The 21,331-nt window shown below is 61.8% G+C and carries 18 protein-coding genes, 1 tRNA gene and 1 pseudogene; 13 read left to right on the forward strand and 7 right to left on the reverse strand.

All coding sequences use genetic code 11. The features are described from left to right. Positions 1-59: 59 nt before the first annotated feature. The 6 genes from DLD99_RS24175 to DLD99_RS24200 all read left to right on the forward strand — a co-directional run bounded on the left by DLD99_RS24175 (position 60) and on the right by DLD99_RS24200 (position 5,673). The gene (locus tag DLD99_RS24175) at positions 60-1,178 is read left to right on the forward strand and encodes an ABC transporter ATP-binding protein (RefSeq protein ID WP_114885515.1); all 1,119 of its coding nucleotides are present in this window, start codon (positions 60-62) and stop codon (positions 1,176-1,178) included. Between the two features lie 15 nt (positions 1,179-1,193). Next, positions 1,194-2,114: an ABC transporter permease gene (locus tag DLD99_RS24180; RefSeq protein ID WP_085709284.1), complete on the forward strand. Its 921-nt coding sequence runs from the start codon at positions 1,194-1,196 to the stop codon at positions 2,112-2,114. Continuing rightward, on the forward strand, positions 2,114-2,920 hold the full coding sequence (locus DLD99_RS24185) for an ABC transporter permease (protein ID WP_085709283.1): 807 nt from the start codon (positions 2,114-2,116) through the stop codon (positions 2,918-2,920). The genes DLD99_RS24180 and DLD99_RS24185 overlap by 1 nt, the downstream gene beginning before the upstream one ends. Positions 2,921-2,947: 27 nt before the next feature. Next, positions 2,948-3,994 carry an ABC transporter substrate-binding protein gene (locus tag DLD99_RS24190; protein ID WP_085709282.1) on the forward strand — a complete coding sequence of 349 codons (1,047 nt, stop codon included), beginning with the start codon at positions 2,948-2,950 and terminating at the stop codon, positions 3,992-3,994. Positions 3,995-4,055: 61 nt separating this feature from the next. After that, positions 4,056-5,510 carry an amidase gene (locus DLD99_RS24195; RefSeq protein ID WP_114885517.1) on the forward strand — a complete coding sequence of 485 codons (1,455 nt, stop codon included), beginning with the start codon at positions 4,056-4,058 and terminating at the stop codon, positions 5,508-5,510. An 86-nt stretch (positions 5,511-5,596) separates the two neighbouring features. Beyond that, positions 5,597-5,673: transfer RNA gene (locus DLD99_RS24200), tRNA-Met, on the forward strand. A gap of 87 nt (positions 5,674-5,760) precedes the next feature. On the opposite strand, the gene DLD99_RS24205 is transcribed toward DLD99_RS24200, so the two are convergent. Next, on the reverse strand, positions 5,761-6,858 hold the full coding sequence (locus DLD99_RS24205; protein ID WP_114885518.1) for a DUF2817 domain-containing protein: 1,098 nt from the start codon (positions 6,856-6,858) through the stop codon (positions 5,761-5,763). A gap of 155 nt (positions 6,859-7,013) precedes the next feature. On the opposite strand from DLD99_RS24205, the gene ggt reads away from it, so the two are divergent. Further along, positions 7,014-8,846 carry a gamma-glutamyltransferase gene (gene ggt, locus DLD99_RS24210; protein WP_114885520.1) on the forward strand — a complete coding sequence of 611 codons (1,833 nt, stop codon included), beginning with the start codon at positions 7,014-7,016 and terminating at the stop codon, positions 8,844-8,846. A 144-nt stretch (positions 8,847-8,990) separates the two neighbouring features. Here the strand turns inward: ggt and DLD99_RS24215 are convergent, their stop codons facing one another. The 4 genes and pseudogenes from DLD99_RS24215 to DLD99_RS29725 form a co-directional block, all read right to left on the reverse strand. Continuing rightward, complete coding sequence (locus tag DLD99_RS24215) at positions 8,991-9,614, reverse strand: LysE family translocator (protein ID WP_114885522.1); 624 nt, start codon at positions 9,612-9,614, stop codon at positions 8,991-8,993. A 63-nt stretch (positions 9,615-9,677) separates the two neighbouring features. Then, entirely contained in the window at positions 9,678-10,277 is a 600-nt protein-coding gene (locus DLD99_RS24220) for a flavin reductase family protein (RefSeq protein WP_114885524.1), read from the reverse strand. An 87-nt stretch (positions 10,278-10,364) separates the two neighbouring features. Then, the gene (locus tag DLD99_RS29720; RefSeq protein ID WP_372238665.1) at positions 10,365-10,796 is read right to left on the reverse strand and encodes a methyl-accepting chemotaxis protein; all 432 of its coding nucleotides are present in this window, start codon (positions 10,794-10,796) and stop codon (positions 10,365-10,367) included. A 156-nt stretch (positions 10,797-10,952) separates the two neighbouring features. Further along, positions 10,953-11,681: pseudogene (locus DLD99_RS29725) on the reverse strand (PAS domain-containing protein); the annotation flags it as partial. A 239-nt stretch (positions 11,682-11,920) separates the two neighbouring features. Here DLD99_RS29725 and DLD99_RS24230 point away from each other — a divergent pair. Then, entirely contained in the window at positions 11,921-13,291 is a 1,371-nt protein-coding gene (locus DLD99_RS24230; RefSeq protein WP_114885528.1) for a GntT/GntP/DsdX family permease, read from the forward strand. A 38-nt stretch (positions 13,292-13,329) separates the two neighbouring features. Here DLD99_RS24230 and DLD99_RS24235 read toward each other — a convergent pair whose 3' ends face one another. Beyond that, on the reverse strand, positions 13,330-14,643 hold the full coding sequence (locus DLD99_RS24235; RefSeq protein ID WP_114886794.1) for an MFS transporter: 1,314 nt from the start codon (positions 14,641-14,643) through the stop codon (positions 13,330-13,332). Between the two features lie 199 nt (positions 14,644-14,842). On the opposite strand from DLD99_RS24235, the gene DLD99_RS24240 reads away from it, so the two are divergent. The 4 genes from DLD99_RS24240 (at position 14,843) to DLD99_RS24255 (ending at position 20,113) form a co-directional block, all read left to right on the forward strand. Then, complete coding sequence (locus DLD99_RS24240) at positions 14,843-16,261, forward strand: short-chain fatty acid transporter (RefSeq protein ID WP_085709272.1); 1,419 nt, start codon at positions 14,843-14,845, stop codon at positions 16,259-16,261. Positions 16,262-16,417: 156 nt separating this feature from the next. Continuing rightward, on the forward strand, positions 16,418-18,118 hold the full coding sequence (locus DLD99_RS24245) for an acid phosphatase (RefSeq protein ID WP_114885530.1): 1,701 nt from the start codon (positions 16,418-16,420) through the stop codon (positions 18,116-18,118). Positions 18,119-18,237: 119 nt separating this feature from the next. After that, complete coding sequence (locus tag DLD99_RS24250; protein WP_114885531.1) at positions 18,238-19,410, forward strand: hypothetical protein; 1,173 nt, start codon at positions 18,238-18,240, stop codon at positions 19,408-19,410. Positions 19,411-19,588: 178 nt separating this feature from the next. Then, positions 19,589-20,113 carry an SET domain-containing protein-lysine N-methyltransferase gene (locus DLD99_RS24255; protein ID WP_114885533.1) on the forward strand — a complete coding sequence of 175 codons (525 nt, stop codon included), beginning with the start codon at positions 19,589-19,591 and terminating at the stop codon, positions 20,111-20,113. Positions 20,114-20,121: 8 nt separating this feature from the next. Here the strand turns inward: DLD99_RS24255 and can are convergent, their stop codons facing one another. Next, positions 20,122-20,766 carry a carbonate dehydratase gene (gene can / locus DLD99_RS24260; protein WP_007951756.1) on the reverse strand — a complete coding sequence of 215 codons (645 nt, stop codon included), beginning with the start codon at positions 20,764-20,766 and terminating at the stop codon, positions 20,122-20,124. A gap of 142 nt (positions 20,767-20,908) precedes the next feature. Here can and DLD99_RS24265 point away from each other — a divergent pair, with 142 nt between their 5' ends. Continuing rightward, a complete protein-coding gene (locus DLD99_RS24265; RefSeq protein ID WP_114885535.1) occupies positions 20,909-21,313 on the forward strand; it encodes a serine kinase/phosphatase in 405 nt (134 codons plus the stop codon). Positions 21,314-21,331: the final 18 nt, after the last annotated feature.

The raw sequence follows: 21,331 nt of genomic DNA on the forward strand, positions 1-21,331 counted from the left end.
CCGACAGATTCGCTGACCAACAGCGCAATCGCAGGCGATGGGGGAATCGGAGGTAACGCATGAATGCCCTGCATTCGCTGCAAACGCTGGCGGTGTCGATCCGCTCGGTGCGCAAGGTCTACGGCGATCCGTCCACCGGTCCGGTGGCGTTGAAAAACATCGATCTGGATATCCGCGACAACGAATTCTTCACCCTTCTCGGACCCTCCGGCTGCGGCAAGACCACGCTGCTGCGGATGATTGCCGGGTTCGAGTTTCCGACCCAGGGCGAGATCCTGCTCTACGGCGAAAACATCGCCGAGCGCCCGCCGTTCCAGCGCCCGGTCAACACGGTGTTCCAGCACTACGCACTGTTCCCGCACATGACCATCGCCGAAAACCTGGCCTTCGGCCTTGAATCGCACCCGATGGGCAAGGTCCTGAACAAGGCGCAGATCGCCGAGCGTGTGCGCGAGATGCTTGCCCTGGTGCAGATGGAGCGCTTCGCCAATCGCAAACCGGCGCAACTCTCAGGAGGCCAGCAGCAGCGCGTCGCCCTCGCCCGTGCTCTGGCGCCGCATCCCAAAGTCCTGTTGCTTGACGAGCCGCTGTCGGCACTTGATCTCAAGCTGCGCCAGGCCATGCGCGAAGAGCTGAAAACCATCCAGGCCAGGACCGGCATCACCTTCATCTTCGTCACCCACGACCAGGAAGAAGCACTGACCATGTCCGACCGCATCGCCGTGCTGTCCGAAGGCGAAGTGCAACAAGTCGGTCGCCCGGAGGACATCTACGAACGGCCGCGCAATCGCTTCGTGGCCGATTTCATCGGCGAAACCAACTTTATTCAGGCCAGCGTCACTCGAGTCGAGGACGGCATGGCGTGGTTCGCCGGGCCGGCCGGACATCCGCTGCCGGCGCAACCGTGCAACGACGTGCAACCGGGTGCCAGCGTGACCCTGTCGGTGCGCCCCGAGCGCCTGCACCTGGTGCAGGCCAACACGGAGGCGGCGCTGCCGTGCCGGGTCGAAGCACAGATTTATCTGGGCACCGACCTGCAATACCAGGTCAGCCTCGGCGACGGTTCGCGCCTCACCGTGCGCACGCCCAACTGCATCGATCAGAGCCTGCGTTTTGCCGTGGGCAGTCAGGCCGGTCTGTTGTTCGACCGGGGAAGCGCCAGCGTCCTGCACGATTGAACCCGAGGAGTTGCCATGCACGCCTTACCGATAACCAACACGCTTGAACGCCGACGGGCGTTCCAGAGCTTCCTCGGTGTCAGCCCGGCGCTGATCGCCATCGCCCTGTTTCTGGTGGTGCCGATCCTGATCGTCATCGGTTATTCGCTGATGGAAGCCAACCCCTACGGCGGGGTGAACAAGGTGTTCAGCAGCGACGCCTACACCTCACTGCTGTTCGAACGGCAAATGGACGACAGCCTGGCCTTCGCCGACTCCTACCTGATCATCGCCCTGCGCTCGGTCGGAATTGCCGGCCTGACCACCGTCATCACACTGCTGATCGGTTTCCCGGTGGCGGTGTGGCTGGCCATGCAACCGGCGCATCGGCGTGGTCTGTTGATCTTCCTGATCACCGTGCCGTTCTGGGCCAACCTGCTGATCCGCACTTACGCGTGGATTCTGCTGCTGCGTAACACCGGGGTGATCAACAACAGTCTGATGGGCCTGGGCGTTATCCATGAGCCGCTGCAGTTGCTGTACACCGACGGCGCCGTGCTGCTGGGGCTGGTTTATACCTATGCGCCCTTCGTGGTTCTGCCGATCTACGCCACGCTGGAAAAAATGGATATCCGTCTGCTCGAGGCCGCTCAGGATCTGTATGCCGGACGCCTGCGCACCTTGCGCAAAGTGGTGCTGCCAATCGCCAGACCGGGAATTCTCGCCGGCGCCATTCTCACCTTCGTGCCGTGCCTGGGCGCGATGATCGCCCCGGAACTGCTCGGCGGCGGCACGCGGATGATGCTCGGCAACCTGATCTTCCGGCAGTTCAGCGATGCCCGTAACTGGCCGTTCGGCGCGGCGTTGTCGCTGGTGCTGATGGCGGCGGTGATGCTGGTGCTGACGGTCTATGCCTTGCGCGCCGAACGCCAGCGCATCGCCAAAGGAGGTGCGTGATGATCGGTCTGTTCAAACGCAAGGGGCTGGGCGTACAGGATTTCCCCGGATTCGGCGGTTTCAGTTTCCTGTTCTACCTGTACCTCTACGCGCCGATCGTGGTGTTGGTGGTGTTCTCGTTCAACGCCAACCAGTCGGCCACGGTTTGGACCGGGTTCAGCCTCGACTGGTATCGCGCCGCGTTCGCCAATCAGGCGCTGCGCCAGGCGGCCGGCAACAGTCTGCTGATCGCGGTGTGCGCCAGCATGGTCGCCACAGCGATTGCCACTCTCGCGGCCCTCGGCACCTCGCGGGGTGCGAAGTTCAAGGGCCTGCAACTGTCGATGGGCGCGATCATGCTGCCGCTGGTGCTGCCGGAAATCGTCGTTGGCGTCGCCACGCTCGCGCTGTTCTCCACCATCGGCCTGTCGCTCGGCTACGGCAATCTGATCATCGCCCATACGGTGTTCTGCATTCCGTTTGCCTACCTGCCGATCCGGGCCCGGCTGAACGACATGGACCTGTCGCTGGAACAAGCCTCGGCCGACCTTTATGCCGGGCCGTGGCGGACCTTTCGCAAAGTCACCCTACCGTTGCTGATGCCGGGAATTTTCTCCGGGCTGATGCTGGCCTTCATCGTCTCGCTGGATAACTTCGTGATCTCGATGATGGTCTCCCAGGCCGGCACCACGACGCTGCCAATCTTCATCTTCGGCCTGTTGCGCATGGGCGTGACACCCGACGTCAACGCCGTGTCGACCCTGATCCTGGGCGTCTCGGTGCTGTTTGTCAGCCTCTCTTACCTGCTGGGCAAAAAGAACGCCTGAACCTTCCAAGAACCGTGGGGAAATAGCATGAGCAAGTGGATAAAAAGCGTCGGTACTTCGTTGTTTCTGACTGTGCCGCTGGTCATGGCCGGGAGTGTTCAGGCCGCCGAAAAACTCAACGTGGTGAGCTGGAGCGGTTACTTTTCACCGGAGATTCTCGCCAAATTCCAGAAGCAGACCGGCATCGAAGTCACCGTCGACTCCTACGACTCCAACGAGACACTGCTGGCCAAACTGAAACAGGGCGGTGCCGGTTACGACGTGGCGATTCCCTCGCACCAGTTCATTCCGATCCTGATCAAGGAAAACCTGCTGGAGCGCTTCGATCCGGTCAAGGAGCCCTACTACGCCAGCGTGGTCGACAACCTGAAGAAACCGAGCTGGGACCCGGAAGGCGCCTATTCGGTGCCGTTCATCTGGGGCACCACCAGCGTGGTGCTCGACAGTGGCCGCTACAAAGGCCCGGCCGACAGTTACAAGGTGCTTTATGAGCCGCCGGCCGAGTTGCAGGGGCGGATCAACATGTTCGATTCGGTCAGCGATATGGTCGACATGGCCAGCCTGTACCTGAACATTCCGCTGTGCAGCGAGGACCCGAAACAGATGCAACAGATCCTCACGCTGCTCAAGGCGCAGAAGCCATTCGTCAAAACCTACAGCTCCAAAGCCGGCTCGATCCGCGAGAACCTCGCCTCGGGCGAAATCGACATGTCGATGTTCTGGGGCGGTTCGTCGATGCGCGCCCGCGAGATGAAACCGAGCCTGAAATACCTGTACCCGAAAGAAGGGGTACTGGCCTGGGTCGACAACATGGTCATCCCCGCCGGCAGCAAGAACCCGGCGAATGCCAAGGCGTTCATCGCGTTTCTCAGTCAGCCGGAAAACTCGGCGATGACCCAGAACTTCCTCAAGCATCAGAGCCCGATCAAAGGCGTCGAACCGTTCCTCGATGCGAACCTCAAGGATGCGCCGGAACTGCATATTCCCGAGGGTACCCACGTGGTGTTCAGCAAGACCTGCGGTGAAGGCGCGATCCGTCTGGCCGATCGTCTGTGGACCAACCTGATGCGTTGATTTCTACCGCCCCGGCACGAGGCCGGGGCGTTTTTCCAGCCGTCTGAAGGGCGCCGTCGTCATGAACTCCAATAACATCAGCGAACTGGTCCTGTTGCCGGCCATCGAGCTCGCCGAACGCATCCGCCTGCGCCAGGTTTCCTGTCGCGAAGTGATGCAGACCTATCTTGCCCACATCGAACGGTTCAACCCGGCAGTCAACGCACTCATCAGTCTGCAGGCGCCGGAGGATCTGCTGGCCCAGGCCGACACACGGGACGCCGAACTGAGCCGGGGCCAATACCGGGGCTGGATGCACGGCCTGCCCCACGCCATCAAGGATCTGTCGCTGACCTGCGGCATCCGCACCACGCTGGGCTCACCGCTGTTCAAAAACTACATACCCGAGCGTGACGGCATCATGGTCGAGCGGATCAAGGCCGCTGGCGCGATCATCATCGGCAAGACCAACACCCCGGAATTCGGCCTCGGTTCGCAGAGCTACAACCCGTTGTTCGGGGCCACCGGCTGCGCCTTTGACCCAAGCAAAACCGCGGGTGGCAGCAGTGGCGGCGCGGCGGCGGCGCTGGCAATGCATCTGGTGCCGGTGGCCGATGGCAGCGACATGATGGGCTCGCTGCGCAACCCGGCAGCGTTCAACAACATCTTCGGCTTCCGCCCGTCTCAGGGACGCGTACCGTTCGACGACAGTGCCGATCTGTTCTTCGATCAACTCGGCTATGAAGGGCCCATGGCGCGCAGTGTGCGCGATGCCGCGATGCTGCTGTCGGTGCAGGCCGGCGGCGATGCGCGGGCGCCGTTGTCGATCCGTGAATCCGGCGAGGTCTTTAGCGCACCGCTGGAGCGCGTCTTCACCGGCACCCGGATCGGCTGGCTCGGCGACTTCAACGGGTATCTGCCCATGGAGAACGGCATCCTCGCGTTGTGTGAAAAGACGTTTGCCGACTTTGAAAGCCTGGGTTGCCATATCGAGTCGGCGCGTCCGGAATTTGCCCCTGAGAAACTGTGGAGCAGCTGGCGCACCTTGCGCCACTGGATGGTCGCCGGCTCCCTGGGCGCGGCTTACGCCGATCCGCAGAAACGGGCGCTGCTGAAACCGGAAGCCTGCTGGGAAGTGGAAAACGGTCTGAAGCTCTCGGCCAGCGAAGTGTTCGCCGCCTCGGTGGTGCGCAGCGACTGGTATCGGGCGATCTCACGCTTGTTCGAACAGTACGACTATCTGCTACTGCCCAGCGCGCAGGTCTTTCCGTTCGACAAGACGCAACCGTGGCCGACCGCGATCGAGGGCGTGAGCATGGACACTTATCATCGCTGGATGGAGGTGGTGATTCCCGGCACGTTATCCGGTTGCCCGGTGGCGAACGTCCAGTCCGGCTTCAATGCCCGGGGGTTGCCGATGGGGCTGCAGATCATCGGCCGGCATCAGGCAGACTTCGCCGTTCTGCAACTGGCGCACGCGTATGAGCAGGCCAGTCGCTGGTTCCAGCGCTGCCCTTCGCCACTGTTGAACGCCTGATTTTGATAAACGGTTGAAAGCGTAGAAAAAATTTTGAAATTTACGCTTGACGCTTTTCCATTTCAGGGGAATAATGCGCGCCACTTGGCTACATAGCTCAGTTGGTTAGAGCATAGCATTCATAATGCTGGGGTCCGGGGTTCAAGTCCCTGTGTAGCCACCAAGTACTAAAAACGGCTTACCGAAAGGTAGGCCGTTTTTTTATGCCTCGAGAAAAGTGCCGGCTATCATCAGCCGGCATTTTCTTTTATCAGGCCAGTGCCGCCAGCCCTTTTGCCCAGATCTGCCGCGTGCGCAATCCGACCATCGCCCGCCAGTCCGGGTCCGCCGGATAGAACTGCTCCAGCAGTTTCAATTTGATCTCCCGCCCCGTCGCATCCAGCGGATCGCCGTGCAGATGCAGCCAGTGATCGTCGCGCAAGTAGCGATGTACGTCCGGCCCCGGATAAGTCCCGCACTCGATCACGAACGGCATCAACTGCACTTTCGGCAGCGCATTGAGCAATGCCTGCGAGGTGTAACCGGTAGCCGTTGCCGCGACACCGGTTTCACTCAGGGTTTCAGCTCCCGTGTGCAAAGTGTAGAGCCACGGGCCATAGATCGATTGCGCCTGGGCCAGCGCCGGATACGGTGCCTGAGTGATCGTCAGCAGCATCGGATGACCGTACTCGCCGGCGCCGGTGTGCAGGTCGAAACACATCACGGTTTCAGCACCCGCCAGATGATTCTCGATGATCTGATGCAGCGTGCGATTCGACCAGCTCGGGGCAAAGCCTCCGAAGAACAGGCCGTCGGGATGGTTGTGCTGACCGCCCTCGACAATCGACATCACCGCCGGCCAGCCGTGCTCGGCGATTTGCGCATCGAGCAAGGCATCGGCGCGCTGCCGCTCGGGGCCGTTCAAATCGGCGCAGGCGTAAATTTCGTGCAGCGCGGCGTAGGCCTGGTTGTCCGGGAGGGGCTGGTTGAAATCCAGATGATTGCGGTTGAGGTCAATGTTGTCTTCATTGACTCGTCGCAGCCATGCAGTGCCCCACGGGTTGATCAGGTGAATCATCACCACCGCGACGTCCTTCGGCAACGAACCCGCCGTGAAATGCGTCAGCCAGTCGATCTGACATTCCGAACCGTAATAGCCCTCCACCCCGTGGGTGCCGCTGAGCGCCACCAGACGCCGTTTGGCTTGCGGATCCCCCAGCACCGCCACATCGGTGCTCAACGGCTCGCCAAACGGTCCGCAACGCGGATGGGCGTAGGAGGAGAGCGTCGCACCGGCCGCAGTGGCGGCGGCAAGAAACTGTTCGCGCTGCTGACGGTAGCTGGACTGGGTCGGAAACTCGCTGTGCATGGTGGCCTCTTGTTGATTGTTCTGGCTTCACGTTTGCCCATGACCCTACAGAATATTCGCCACGGCATGAAGGACAAACATACCGACGGTTTGCGTCCTGCACGGTCGGCCGATACAGTCCGTCAGACTTTTATCCCACGGACGGAGAGCCCCGCGTGTTTCCAGCCCAGCCCCTGAAACGCTTTCGCCTGCCGGCCCTGACGTTGATCGTCAGCGCCATCACCCTCGCCGCCTGCAACGCTCCGCCCTCCTCGACCTTGCCGCTGGCACCGGAAGCCGCCTCCGGTTACCGCACAGGCCTGCAAGCCAGCCACGCCGATAAACATATGGCTGCTGCCGCAAATCCACTGGCTGCCGAGGCCGGTCGCGAGATGTTGCGCAAAGGTGGATCGGCCATCGATGCGGCCATTGCGATGCAAGCCGTGTTGACCCTGGTCGAGCCGCAATCCTCCGGGATCGGTGGCGGCGCGATGATCGTGCTGTGGGACGGCAAGCAGGTGCGCACCTACGACGGTCGCGAAACCGCACCGGCCGGCGCGACCGAAAAGCTGTTCCTCCAGTCCGATGGAAAACCGATGCCGTTCCCGCAGGCGCAGATTGGCGGGCGCTCCGTCGGCACACCGGGTGTGATGCGGGCGCTGGAACTGGCGCACAAACAGCATGGCCGCTTGCCGTGGGCAACGTTGTTCGAACCGGCAATCAAACTGGCGGAACAGGGCTTTGCGATTTCGCCTCGCCTGCATTCGCTGCTGGAGTCCGACCCTGTGGTGCGTCGCTCGCCGGACATGGCCAGGTATTTCCTCAACAGCGACGGCAGCGTCAAAGCCATCGGCACGCGCCTGCAAAACCCGGCGTTGGCCGCCGTACTCAAACGCATCGCCAACGAAGGTGCAGACGCACTCTACAAAGGCCCGATCGCCGAAGAGATCGTGGCCAAGGTCCAGGGTCACGCCAACCCCGGCAGCCTGTCGTTGAACGACCTTCAGCACTATCAGCCCAGGGAACGCGCGCCACTGTGCACCGACTACAAGCGCTGGCAGGTTTGCGGGATGCCGCCGCCGTCCTCGGGCGGGATTGCAGTGGCGCAAATCCTCGGCACTTTGCAGGCCCTGGAGACCCGCGACCCGCGCCTGTCCCTGACACCGCTCAAACCCGTGAAGACCGATAAACCGGCGGCCCTCGAACCGGCGCCGCAAGCCGTGCACCTGATCGCCGAAGCCGAACGCCTGGCCTACGCCGACCGTGCGCAATACGTGGCCGATACCGACTTCGTGCCGGTGCCGGTCAATGGCCTGGTGGACCCGGGTTATCTGGCCAGCCGCGCCAGCCTGATCGGCGAACGCAGTATGGGCACCGCCACACCGGGCACACCACCGGGGGTGCAGGTCGCCTACGCGCCGGACCGCTCGCCGCTGCGCATCTCCACTTCGCAAGTGGTGGCGGTGGATGACTTCGGTGGCGCGGTGTCGATGACCACCACCATCGAAGCGGCATTCGGCTCGCACCTGATGGTTCAGGGCTTCTTGCTCAACAACCAGATGACGGACTTCTCGTTCATCCCCGAAGAAAACGGACAGAAAGTCGCCAACCGCGTCGAGCCCGGCAAACGCCCGCGCTCGTCGATGGCACCGACCCTGATCTTCGATCGCAACAGCGGTGAATTCGTCGCCACCGTCGGCTCTCCGGGCGGCTCGCAGATCATCGAATACGTGGCCAAAACCACCGTCGGCCTGCTCGACTGGAACCTCGATGCGCAAAGCGCTATCAGCCTGCCCAACTTCGGCAGCCGCAACGGGCCGACAGAACTGGAACAGGGTCAGTTCACCCCGGCACTGATCCAGGCACTCAAGGACAAGGGCCACGCCGTGAGCGAAATCGACATGACCAGCGGCACCCAGGCCATCGTGCGGGTCAAGGATGCGCAGGGGAAGGCAACGCTGGCCGGTGGGGCGGATCCTCGGCGTGAAGGGGTGGCGTTGGGGGACTGAAATCCCTTCCGCCATCTGAAAAAGGCTTACCGAGAGGTAAGCCTTTTTTTGTATGTCCATGAATCCATTTCAGCGGTCAAAATCTACGTTCCACTGAGCAATTGATGACAGCGAAACAAGCGTCATCCGCCACCTGATTTCCAGTCAGCGATTCGCCACCAGATGCGCACCGAACAGCAGATAGCAACCACCCGCCAGCCGATCCAGCCATTTGCGTGAGCGCTCATAAATCCCGGCAATCCGTCGGCTGGCGAAGAACAGCGCCACACTGCAATACCAACTGAAAGACAGTGTGGCCATGGTCAGCACCGCCAGCGCCAGCAGCATCGGCGGCACATGGGCCGGCATGGCGGTGGCGAAGATCGTCGCCACGAACAGTGCCGATTTGGGGTTGGTCATGTTGCCCAGAAAACCTCGCCCGTAGGCACCGAGCAACGTTTGCTCCGTGGTGCCCGGGGCTCCTTGGGCGACAGGGGCCTTACGCTTGAATTGCTTGAGCCCGAGATAGATCAGGTAGCAGCCACCGGCAATCTTGAAGCTCAGGTAAAGCGTCGGCGCCGCACTGAACAGCGACTGAATGCCCAGCCCACCAGCCAGCCCCCACAATACCGTTCCGCTGGCGACGCCGAGCGCCGCGACCACACCATGGCGTCGGGAACGACTGACGGCCAGTTGCGCAATGTTGAAAAAGTTCGGCCCGGGGGTCACCACGGCAACCGTCCACAACAGCGCCAGCGACAGCAACGGAGCAAGGTAACTGGAAAACATGGGGCAGGCGCCTGGTCGGTTCGACAATGCCCCTACCTTGCAATATCCAGCGACGTTTTGCCATCAGACCGAAAGCGTCTTGCCATCCACCGGATCGCCAATCGTCAGGAAATGCCCACCGGCCACATGGTGCAAAGTGCGCAAACCGTCATGCCCTTCAAAATGCCAGCGTCCATCGCTGAACACCCGCGAATCCGCCTGTGCCGCGATCACCTCGGCCAGGAACAGATCGTACTGTTCGTGATTGCGCGGCTCCGGCAGCAGCCGGCATTCGAGCCACGCTACGCAACCATCGAGCATTGGTGCATCGACCTGCTCGCCAGCGAAGGTCTGCAAGCCATAGGCCTGGAACTTGTCCTGCCCTTGATCACGATTGATTTCCAGGCCAGAAGTCGAACCGACGGTCTGCACGATGTCAGCCTGGTTCACGCAAGGAACGTTGAGGACAAAGGTGCCCGAGACCTCAAGCAGTTGTCGGGTCCAGGTGGATTTATCGAGGACCACCGCGACTTTCGGCGGTTCGAAGTCCAGCGGCATGGCCCAGGCCGCAGCCATGATATTGCGCTGCCCGTCGTGAGCGGCGCTGACCAGCACGGTCGGCCCGTGATTGAGCAAACGGTAGGCTTTGTTCAGGGGAACCGGACGACGAAAGGATTCGCTCATGGGATCTGCTCCGGGAAAAAGAGCCGATTGTAGCGGGATAAAAACAGCGAAGGGATTGTCATGGACAATCCCTTCGTCTGGCGAGCATCAGCTGGATAGCTGGTTGGCGAACTGGCCGACCGCGTCCACCACTTTCTGCGCGCCATCCTGGATCTCGACGATCACCGTGCCCGCCTCCGCCGCCAGCGCCAGCCCTTGCTCGGCCTGGAGTTTGCCGTCGGTCATCAGCGCCACGGCATTGCGCGCCATGTCCTGGTTCTGACGCACCACACCGACGATTTCCTCAGTCGCCTGGCTGGTGCGTGAAGCCAGTTGCCGTACTTCGTCGGCCACCACCGCAAAACCACGGCCCTGCTCGCCTGCACGGGCGGCTTCAATGGCGGCGTTGAGCGCCAGCAGGTTGGTCTGTTCGGCAATACCGCTGATGGTCTTGACGATGGTGCCGATCACCTGGGATTGCTCGTTCAGTGCCTCGATGCCTTCGCCGGCGGTCTGCATGTGCCGCGACAGGTCGCGCATCACATTGACCGCTTCGGTGACCACACGGGTCCCGCGCTGGGCAGTGCTGTCCGTCTGCAAGGATGTGCTGTAAGCGATGTTCGCAGCCTCGGCGACAGCTTGCTCCTGATTGACCTGATCAGTGATCACCGTGGCGAACTTCACCACTTTGTAGAGTTTTTCGTTGGCGTCGAGCACCGGGTTATAGGACGCCTCCAGCCAGACCTCGCGACCATGGGCGTCGATCCGCTTGAAGCGACCGGCGACGAACTCACCGTTGTTCAGGCGGCGCCAGAAATTCTGGTACTCGGCGCTGTTGGCCTCGCCCGAGTCACAGAACATGCGGTGATGTTTGCCCTTGATCTGCGCCAGGCTGTAACCCATGCCCTGAAGGAAGCGGTCGTTGGCACTCAGCACATTACCGTTGAGGTCGAACTCGATCACGGCCGTCGAACGCACCAGCGCGCCGATCAGGTTCTCGTGTTCGCGTGAGGCTTCGATGGTGCGGGTCAGGTCGCTGGAGAAAATCGAGAAATGCTTGATGCGCCCGTCCGAAGAGCGGACCGGCTGGACGATCGAACGCAACCACGCCTCTTCGCCATTGCCGCGCGACAGGCGCACGGCGCCGGCGAAATGCTCGCCCCGGCTCAGTGCGGCCCGGAAGCGGTGATGAAATTCGTCGGACTTCACATGAGCCGGCACGATGTCTTCGATGGCGCGACCGATCAGGTCGTGGCTCTTGTAGAGCATTTCATTGAGGAAGTTCTGGTTGACCGATTGAATCCGCCCGTCGGGCTCAAGGGTCAGCACCAGCATCTCGCTTTCCAGGCTCTCCTTCACTTGCAGAAGGCTGGAGAGTTCTTCACGAAGAGCCGCCAGCTCTTGCTTGAGGCGTTTGTTGAACATGGGAAAGCACCGATGGACTGGGTGGAAAGCGGGGTTGCAGCCCTAACCATCGGCCTTGGAAATCTTTTCTGAAGAGCGATCGAGACCGGCCAGTCAAAAATAATCTCAATTGGCCATTGGTCTTATCCGCCCGCGCAGAACGGATACAAAACCCGCCGCTCTGGCCCGGCCATATCAGGTATTCTCAAGTCAAATTGCAACAATATGTTGCCGCTATCCGCCCGATAAGGAGTTCCGTTTTGGATTTATCGACCGCTGCCTGGATGGTTCACGACACCCGACTGATTCTCTGCTGCCTGCTGGCGATTGCGACGATTATCGTGTTGATCAGCGCCAGCAAGCTACCGCCCTTTCTATCGATCCTGATCGGTACGTTCATTGCCGGCGTCGGCGCGGGTTTACCGCCAGAGGACGTGGCCAAGGCGTTCAGCAAAGGCGCCGGGGCGATTCTCGGTGAGGCGGGGATCATCATCGCGCTGGGCTCGATGCTTGGCGCGCTGATGGCCGAGTCCGGCGCCGCCGACCGCATTGCGTCGACCTTGCTCGGGCTGGGCAAAGGCAAGTCCCTGCCGTGGGTCATGGCGCTGGTGGCGATGGTGATCGGCCTGCCGCTGTTCTTCGAAGTGGGACTGGTGATGATGGTTCCGATCATCTTCGTCATGGCCCGCCGTTCCGGTCAGCCGCTGTTGAAAATCGCGATTCCGGCGCTGGCCGGCATGACCACGCTGCATGCCCTGATGCCGCCGCATCCCGGACCGTTGATCGCGGTCAGCGCATTGCATGCCGACCTTGGGCTGACCATGTTGCTGGGCTTCAGCATCGCCATCCCGGCGGTGATCCTGGCCGGACCGATCTACGGCAACTGGCTGTCGAAACGCATGCACGTCGATGAGCCGGCAGAACTGGGCGCGCTGTTCAGCGCCCCGCCGAAAGCGCCGCGCCAGCCGAGTTTCGGCATGTCGCTGCTGATAATCCTGTTGCCGGTGTTGCTGATGCTCGGCAGCACGCTGGCGAAAGTCGCAATGAGCCCGGAAAGCGGCGTCGCCCTGACCCTGAAGTTTCTCGGAGAACCCTTGGTGGCGTTGGGCATTGCCGTCATGGCGGCGGTGATCTGCCTCGGCTGGGCCAACGGCATGCCGCGTGAACACGTCGGCGGCACCCTGCGCAAAAGCCTCGCGCCGATTGCCGTGCTGTTGCTGACCATCGGTGCCGGTGGCGGCTTGAAGCAGACCTTGCTGGATGCCGGTGTCAGCCAGACCATCAGCAAAGTCGCCGAAGGCGCGCACATGCCGTATCTGCTGCTGGCGTGGCTGATTGCCGTGGCACTGCGTCAGGCCACCGGCTCGGCGACGGTGGCCACCACCACGACGGCGGGGATTCTGGCGCCGATGATGGCGGGCCTCGCCGCGACGCAAAGTTCGCTGGTGGCGCTGGCGATTGGCGCCGGCTCAGTGTTCTTCTGTCACGTGAACGACGCCGGCTTCTGGATGGTTCGCGAGTACTTCGGCCTGCAACTGAAACAGACGATCTGGGTCTGGTCGGTCCTGCAAACCATTGTCTCGGTGGTGGGTCTTGTGGGGACCTTGCTGTGGTGGCACTGGTTGACGTGACGGCGACGCGAGTTTGCGCCGAGGCCGTCAACCAGCCTTCAGGAACAGGGCGCCACCGAACGGCGCCCGCCTCCGGGCATGCGCACTCCGAAATACGCCGCGCTGACGATACCGACCGCGCCCATCACCGCGCAGAACATCACACAGATCCACGGGCTCCACGGCATCAGACCGATCAGCAGCAACGGTGTGATGCTTGCCCATGCGGCGTAGGCAATGTTGTAGGTGAAGGAAATGCCGGATACCCGGATACGCGCCGGGAACAGACCGACCATCACCGAAGGCACGGCGCCGACCACACCGCAGGCCAGGCCGGCGATGGCGTATGCCAGGCCCACCCAATCGCCGCCCATGATTAAACAGCTGTAAAGCACGCCGATGCCCAATGGCAGCAGCAGGCTATATAGCATTACCGTGCGCCAGGCGCCGATGCGGTCCACCAGTAGCCCGGCTATCACGCAGCCGATGTTCAGGAACACGATGCCCAGCGCACTCAATGCAAAGGTATGGCCGGCGGTCATGCCGAAGGTCTTCTGCATCATGGTCGGGGTAATGACCACGAACACCACCACCGCCGAAGTCAGTACGCAGGTCAGGAGCATGGCCGGCAGCATCGCCAGACGATGCTCGCGCAAGACCGTGCGCAACGGCAGTTCGACCCGCGCCTCACGCTGCGCTTCCATGGCCATGAACACCGGGGTTTCACTCAACCAACGGCGCAGGTACACGCCGATCACACCGAACACGCCGCCGAGCAGGAACGGATAACGCCAGGCGTAATCGAGGATTTCCGCCGGGGTAAACACCTGTGCGAGAAACGTCGCAGTCAATGCGCCGATCAGGTAACCGAAGGTCAGCCCGGCCTGCAGAAAGCCCAGTGCATAACCGCGATGCGCGACCGGCGCATGCTCGGCCACGAACACCCAGGCGCTCGGCACTTCACCACCGACCGCCGCGCCTTGCAGGATGCGCAGCGCCAGCAGCAACAGCGGTGCGAAATAGCCGATCTGGGCGTAGGTGGGCATGATCCCGATCAGCAGGCACGGCAGCGCCATCATCAGGATGCTCAGGCTGAAGACTTTCTTGCGCCCCAGCCGGTCGGCGAAATGCGCCATCAGGATCCCGCCCAGCGGCCGCGCCAGATAGCCGGTGACAAAGATCCCGAAGCTTTGCAGCAGGCGCAGCCACTCGGGCATTTCCGGCGGGAAGAACAACTGGCTGAGGGTCAGGGCGAAGAACACGAAAATGATGAAATCGTAGATCTCCAGCGCCCCGCCCAGGGCCGCAAGGCCGAGGGTCTTGTAGTCGGAACGGCTGAACGGCGCCGGTCGGGCAGTGGAATGGGCAGTCATGGCAAAGAACTCTGGCAGGCAAAAGACCAAGGCGCCCATGGTCTACGCAAACGGGCCGGTCGACAACCCGTTAGACCATAGTCTGATTCAGCGAAACACGGTCACATAAATCCGCCGGTTGATTTACTGTTGGCACCTGTCCAGACGGGCCGGCCAAGCCCCGAAGACCACAATAAACATAAAAATCCGAGGTACTCCCGTGGCCGTTGATATCGAAGATAGCCGCTCTGCGCGCTTTGCCTTGCGCTGCTCCAGTTTTGCCGAACGCTGGTTTCCCGACTCCTGGGTGTTCGCCGCACTCGCCGTGATCATCGTGGCCCTGGCCACCCTGGCCATGGGCGCCAAACCCACCGACGCCGCCATGGCCTTCGGTGACGGCTTCTGGAGCCTGATCCCCTTCACCATGCAGATGGCCTTCGTAGTGATCGGCGGTTACGTGGTGGCCAGCTCGCCACCCGCCGTAAAGCTGATCGATCGCCTGGCGCGAATCCCGAAGAACGGACGCTCCGCCGTGGCGTGGGTCGCGCTGATCTCGATGGTCGCATCGTTGCTGAACTGGGGCCTGTCGCTGGTATTCGGCGGTCTGCTGGTGCGCGCCCTCGCCCGCCGCACCGATCTGAAAATGGACTACCGCGCCGCCGGAGCCGCGGCTTATCTGGGCCTTGGTGCCGTGTGGGCGCTGGGTCTGTCGTCCTCTGCCGCACAGCTGCAGGCCAACCCCGCCAGCCTGCCACCGTCGATTCTGTCGATCACCGGGGTAATTCCATTCACCCAGACGATTTTCCTCTGGCAGTCGGGCGTGATGCTGCTGGCGCTGGTGGTGATCTCGATCATCATCGCCTACGCCACCGCGCCCGGCCCGAACTCGGCGCGTGACGCCAAGGCCTGCGGCATCGACCCGGCCTTCAACCTGCCGCCGCTGCAACCGCGCACCCGGCCCGGTGAATGGCTGGAGCACAGCCCGCTGCTGATCATCGTGCTGGTGCTGCTGGCGGCCGGATGGCTGTTCCACGAGTTCTCGACCAAACCGGCGATCACCGCGATTTCCGGGCTTAACACTTACAACTTCCTGTTCATCATGCTCGGCGCATTGCTGCACTGGCGTCCGCGCAGCTTCCTTGATGCGGTGGCGCGAGCGGTGCCGACCACCACTGGTGTGCTGATCCAGTTTCCGCTGTACGGCTCGATTGCCGCGCTGATGACCACGGTCAAGGGCACCGATGCCCAGACCCTGGCCCATCACATCTCGACCTTTTTCGTCAGCATCGCTTCCCACGACACCTATGCGCTGCTGATGGGCGTGTACTCGGCGATTCTCGGCTTCTTCATTCCATCCGGGGGCGGCAAGTGGATCATCGAGGCGCCGTACGTGATGCAAGTGGCCACCGACCTGAAGTACCACCTGGGCTGGGCCGTGCAGATCTACAACGCCGCCGAAGCCCTGCCGAACCTGATCAACCCGTTCTACATGCTGCCGCTGCTGGGCGTGCTGGGGTTGAAGGCGCGGGACCTGATCGGCTTCTCGTTCGTGCAACTGCTGGTGCACACGCCGCTGGTGCTGCTGTTGCTGTGGGCGCTGGGGACGACATTGGCGTATACGCCGCCGGTGATGCCATGACGCGGAGTCATCTTCAGGCGTAATTCTCATGAGGGAGCTAGCGTACTGGCTCCCTCATTTGTTTCTGCGCCTTGGAAATGTCACCCAACCGTCACATTCCCTTGCTAGCGTCCGCCCGAAACATACTGAAACAATTAAGCATAAACGGACTTCTACATGAACGACGACACCGACGGTAAAGCCCCCTCATCGCCTGAATCCGACAATCCCACCGATACCAGCCGCCGCCGTTTTCTCGGCGGTGTCGCCGTCCTGGGTGTGGGCGCCACACTGGCCGGGTGCGGGAATGCCGGTGATCAACCGGGCAAACCCGAGGAGCGCCCGCTCACGCCCACCGAGCTGGACAAGGCCCTGCACGATCAGGTGAAGACCGTCGTGGTGATCTACGCCGAGAACCGCAGCTTCAATAACCTGTTCGGTGATTTCCCCGGTGTCGAAAAACCGCTGTCTGCACTCAAGCCTGAGGAATACCAACAGCGCGACCGCGACGGCAGCTTGCTGCAAACCCTGCCGCCAGCCTGGGGCGGTGTGTTGCAGATCGGCCCGCAAACGCTTGATGGCGTGACCTATCCCAACGCCGTGCAGTTTCAGGAAAACCTGCCCAACGCGCCTTTCGCACTGAAAGGTCCGAATGCCGAGGACCTGCCACTTGGCCTGGTAACCCGCGACCTTTGGCACGTGTTCTATCAGAATCAGATGCAGATCAACGGCGGCAAGAACGATGGTTTCGTTGCCTGGGCCGATTCCGGCGGCCTGACCATGGGTCACTACGCCCAGAGTCGCTACTCCCTGCGCCTGTGGGACGTGGCCCAGGAATTCGTGCTGTGCGACAACTTCTTCCAGGGCGCCTTTGGTGGTTCGTTCCTCAACCACCAATACCTGATCAGCGCCACCGCGCCGTTCTACCCGAACGTCACCAGTTCGGTCGCCAAGAGCCAGATCGCCGCGCTGCAAAGCGATGACCCGGCCGACCCGCGCCTCAAGCCGCTGGATCAGTCCCCGACCAGCGCCATGACCGGCCCGCCACAGTTCGGCCCGAGCGCGCTGACCCCGGACGGTTACGGGGTCAACACCCTCGCCCCGCCCTACTGGCCGACGTGGATCCGCGACCCGGAGCGTCCGGCGTATTCCAAAGCCGATCTGCCGAATGTCATGGTGCCCCAGACTCACGAGCACATTGGCGACAAGCTGTCGAAGAAGAACATCGACTGGGCGTGGTACGCCGGCGCCTGGCAGGCGACGCTGGATCAGTTCAAGGATTCCGGCGGCATCCCGAAGATCCCCAACTTCCAGTACCACCACCAGCCGTTCAATTACTTCCAGCAGCAGGGCCCGGAGCATCCTGAAGAACGCAGCAAACGCCTGCGCGACGCCGGTCTGGGCGATGAGTCGAGTACCAACAAGTTCTTCGCCGATGCCGAGGCGGGCAAGTTGCCGGCCGTGAGTTTCTACAAACCACAGGGCAACCTGAACATGCACGCCGGTTACGCCGACGTGGCTTCCGGTGATCGGCACATCGTCCGCGCGCTGAAAGTGCTGCGGGAAAGTCCGCAATGGAAAAACATGGTGGTGATCGTGACCGTCGATGAAAACGGCGGCTGGTGGGACCACGTCGCACCGCCCAAGGGCGATCGCTGGGGGCCGGGTTCGCGGGTGCCGGCGCTGGTGGTGTCGCCGTTCGCCCGCAAGGGTACGGTGGATCACACGGTCTATGACACCGCTTCGATCCTGCGTCTGATTACCCGCGTGTTCCAGCTGGAGACCCTGGCGGGGATCAAGCAGCGTGACGATGCGATGACCGGCCGGGGCCAGAAACCCATGGGTGACTTGACCAACGCCCTGCATTTCAAGGCCTGAGGACGAGTCCTGCGGCACGGCTCAAAAAACTGTGGCTGACGGCTTCTCGCCATCACCCGGCTGATCCAATATGTGGCGCACCCGAGCAACGGGGAACCCACGCTGAAAAGGATCTGAGCATGTTCAAACTCGCAGGACTCACCCTCGCTGCGCTCACATTGAGCGCAGCCGCCCACGCCGATGTCGACCTGAAACTGGGCAGCACCGAACGCGTCACCCGCCTATTCGCTTATCCCAACAATTGCAGCGTGATCTGCTTTCGCAACTGGTCGCTTGAGCAGACCGTCGCCCATTACCTGAGCCAGAGCGTGCAACGCGATGGTTATACCGGTGCCAAGGTGCTGGTGAAGAATGACAACGGACAGATCTACGCCGAGATCAGCGGCGTGCCGAAAGGCTACGACAAGCCGCTGACCGCGCTGCTGGATGCCGGCGACCTGGCCTACACCGGCGCCAGCAAGCTCAACGCCGATGGCAAATGGGCGTACAGCTGGTATCTGTTCCTGCCGCTGGGCATGGCCCTGGAAAACCGTAAAAGCGTCGAACTGCTGCACTTCCCGCCGGATTACTCGCTGACCCAGGCCCAGGACTACCTGCGCTCCAACACCACTGATCGCTGGGCTGCGCTGCTGACCGACAACGGCATCCCGGCCGACCAGACGCCGGGTTACCAGACCATCGTCGACATCGCGCCGATTGCCGCGCCCGCCAGTGCCGGTAGCGACCTTGAAGGGGTCTACGACTACTTCAAGGACTACCAGACCACCATGGTCAAACAGGTCAGCGTCAGCGCCAGCGGTGCTGCCCTGCCGATGGTGGCCTTCGGTGCACCGGTGCGTAACTGGATCAAACAGCAATATGGACCGACCGTGAACGTACTGGGCCTGGCAACCATCACGCCGAGCGCCGGGGTGAACGTGCCGGTATTGGGTTCCAACCACCCGAGCTACATCTGGTACGCCGCCGATCCCAAGAGCTACACCGGTGACGACGCCCAAGCCAAGGCTGACGCGGCGGGGCTGAAAGTGATGGGCCAGGACTTGAGCGCCGCCTGCTGGCAGGCCGGCATGGGCAGCAAGCCAGGCACCGACCCGAAAACCCTGCTGAACAGTTGCACCCAGACCTGGCAAGTGACGCAGAAGGTCAAGACCTGCGAGCTGTTCTACACCTCGATCCGCAACCTGACCGCCGAACAGGCCGCTGCCAAGTGCGCCACCACGCCGATCAAGGCTCAGTTGCAACAACTCCAGAGCCCGATGCCTGACGCCGCAGTGCCTGCTCCGCATATTTGACGCAAGAATGGCTTTTCCGTGTCAGCGCAGACTGACGCGGAAAAGCGTCTTTCGCCCCTGTCAGATATGACAGTAGATCTGTAGTTTCATATACGAGATATTGGATCCAATACTGTGTTGCCGGGCCGAATGGAAACTGCCCTGTTGAAGTCGCAGCATCTTTTCGACAGGGATCGTTATGAATACGCAAGTCCTTCGCCATCCCACGCCCCGCGATACAGAGGGGATCTACCCGTTCATGGGGCTTCCCGTGCGCCTCGGATTCCCTTCCCGTGCCGACTTCGAAGTGATTCACGACGCCCAGGGAACGCCCTGCGCAGTCGTCGCGCGCCGGGAATTTCTGCGCATCACCCGCATGTGCAGGGTCTCGGGTCAACTGCTGCCCTACCGCTGCCGCCAGACCCGGCAACTACAGGCCGGCATCCATATTTACGATCCACGCTTCTGCGGATTGCTCGAACACTCCTGCGATCCGAACGTGTTCATCGACATGAGTGAATTATGGCTGTGGGCCTTGCGAGACATTCAGCCGGGCGAGCGACTGACCATGGACTACACCGCCACCGAGGATCGTCTGCTCAAGCAGTTCGCCTGCAGTTGCGGGTCTGCTCATTGTCGCGGCTGGATCACCGGTTACGACGAACCACCCAGCCTTGAAGGCCAGCGCTACTTGAAGAGCTGGCTGCGACAAGGCATGCGCTGACTTGCAGGTTACGGTGCGCCGACCGGACGCAGGCGGTATTGCGGCGGCAGTTGCTCGAAACCGCTGATGGTGGTGTTCAGACTTTTCCAGCGGCCATCCTTGATGCCGTAGATGCAACCGTGGATCGACAGGCTCTGCCCGCGATGCCAGGCGTTCTGGATGATGCTGGTGTGAGCGACGTTGGCCACTTGCTGGATCACGTTGAGCTCGCACAGGCGATCGACCTGTTCCTCTTCGGTCGGCAGTTTGGCGAGTTCTTCGCGCTTTTCGTAATACAGATCGCGAATCGACCGCAGCCAGCCATCGATCAGGCCGAACTGGCGATCCTGCATCGACGCCCGCACACCGCCGCAACCGTAGTGGCCGGTCACCAGGATGTGTTTGACCTTGAGCACGTCCACGGCGTACTGGATCACCGACAGGCAATTAAGGTCGGTGTGCAGCACCACGTTGGCGACGTTGCGGTGAACGAACAGATCGCCCGGCAACATGCCGACGATTTCGTTGGCCGGAACCCGCGCGTCGGAGCAACCGATCCACAGGTATTCAGGCGTCTGCTGGCGGGCCAGTTTGGCGAAGAAATCCGGGTCTTCCTTGGTGATCGCGTCAGCCCAACGCTCGTTGTTATCAATCAGGTCTTGTAAGTCATGCATGCTGTAAGGCCTCAAGAAAGATGCGCTGCTATGACAGACAACCGTCCGTCGGGGTCACGAAAGGATCGCAAGTGATTTCGTTGGAATTTCTCGTGTGCCGGGTGAGTCCACCTGAGTAAGGCCCACAGTATGAGGATTTGCCATGACTGATTCACGACGTCCCTTCGACGCGGTGCAGCCGGAGCCCATCGATGATAACGAAGACCGCATGGGATCGGTGCATGAGCTGGATTTCGACGACGAACAGCCCAGTGCGAAGATCGGCGATGAACTGCCGGAACGTGAGCGTGAGCAACGGATGCCTCGCGAGCGGGTACGGGAGGCGGGTCTGACCGGTGCTTCAGTGGCTGATCATGAGCCGACCGACGATGACCTGAGCCCGGAAACCCTGATCCGCGAAGACGGCGCCCGTGATGCCGATGAGTTGGGTTCAGGCAATCAGGCGGATTGGGATTTGAGCATTGTCGATGAGGACGACATTGGCGGCGGCGACGGGCTGGATGAAGCGGAAATGGCGCGTCGCGACCCGATGGACGGCAAACGCTGAAGTGCTCGCAGGAAGCTG

The sequence above is a fragment of the Pseudomonas kribbensis genome, assembly GCF_003352185.1.
GTDB classification, from domain to species: Bacteria; Pseudomonadota; Gammaproteobacteria; order Pseudomonadales; family Pseudomonadaceae; genus Aquipseudomonas; species Aquipseudomonas kribbensis.

What these genes read in the sequence shown, in the direction of transcription:
- DLD99_RS24245 (WP_114885530.1), top strand. Translation starts at nt 16,418, where the DNA reads ATGAACGACGACACCGACGGTAAAGCCCCCTCATCGCCTGAATCCGAC.
- DLD99_RS24180 (WP_085709284.1), top strand. Translation starts at nt 1,194, where the DNA reads ATGCACGCCTTACCGATAACCAACACGCTTGAACGCCGACGGGCGTTC.
- DLD99_RS24235 (WP_114886794.1), bottom strand. Translation starts at nt 14,643, where the DNA reads ATGACTGCCCATTCCACTGCCCGACCGGCGCCGTTCAGCCGTTCCGAC.
- DLD99_RS24255 (WP_114885533.1), top strand. Translation starts at nt 19,589, where the DNA reads ATGAATACGCAAGTCCTTCGCCATCCCACGCCCCGCGATACAGAGGGG.
- can (WP_007951756.1), bottom strand. Translation starts at nt 20,766, where the DNA reads ATGCATGACTTACAAGACCTGATTGATAACAACGAGCGTTGGGCTGAC.
- DLD99_RS24195 (WP_114885517.1), top strand. Translation starts at nt 4,056, where the DNA reads ATGAACTCCAATAACATCAGCGAACTGGTCCTGTTGCCGGCCATCGAG.
- DLD99_RS24215 (WP_114885522.1), bottom strand. Translation starts at nt 9,614, where the DNA reads ATGTTTTCCAGTTACCTTGCTCCGTTGCTGTCGCTGGCGCTGTTGTGG.
- DLD99_RS24190 (WP_085709282.1), top strand. Translation starts at nt 2,948, where the DNA reads ATGAGCAAGTGGATAAAAAGCGTCGGTACTTCGTTGTTTCTGACTGTG.
- DLD99_RS24220 (WP_114885524.1), bottom strand. Translation starts at nt 10,277, where the DNA reads ATGAGCGAATCCTTTCGTCGTCCGGTTCCCCTGAACAAAGCCTACCGT.
- DLD99_RS24265 (WP_114885535.1), top strand. Translation starts at nt 20,909, where the DNA reads ATGACTGATTCACGACGTCCCTTCGACGCGGTGCAGCCGGAGCCCATC.
- DLD99_RS24250 (WP_114885531.1), top strand. Translation starts at nt 18,238, where the DNA reads ATGTTCAAACTCGCAGGACTCACCCTCGCTGCGCTCACATTGAGCGCA.
- DLD99_RS24205 (WP_114885518.1), bottom strand. Translation starts at nt 6,858, where the DNA reads ATGCACAGCGAGTTTCCGACCCAGTCCAGCTACCGTCAGCAGCGCGAA.
- DLD99_RS29720 (WP_372238665.1), bottom strand. Translation starts at nt 10,796, where the DNA reads ATGCGCGACCTGTCGCGGCACATGCAGACCGCCGGCGAAGGCATCGAG.
- DLD99_RS24185 (WP_085709283.1), top strand. Translation starts at nt 2,114, where the DNA reads ATGATCGGTCTGTTCAAACGCAAGGGGCTGGGCGTACAGGATTTCCCC.
- DLD99_RS24175 (WP_114885515.1), top strand. Translation starts at nt 60, where the DNA reads ATGAATGCCCTGCATTCGCTGCAAACGCTGGCGGTGTCGATCCGCTCG.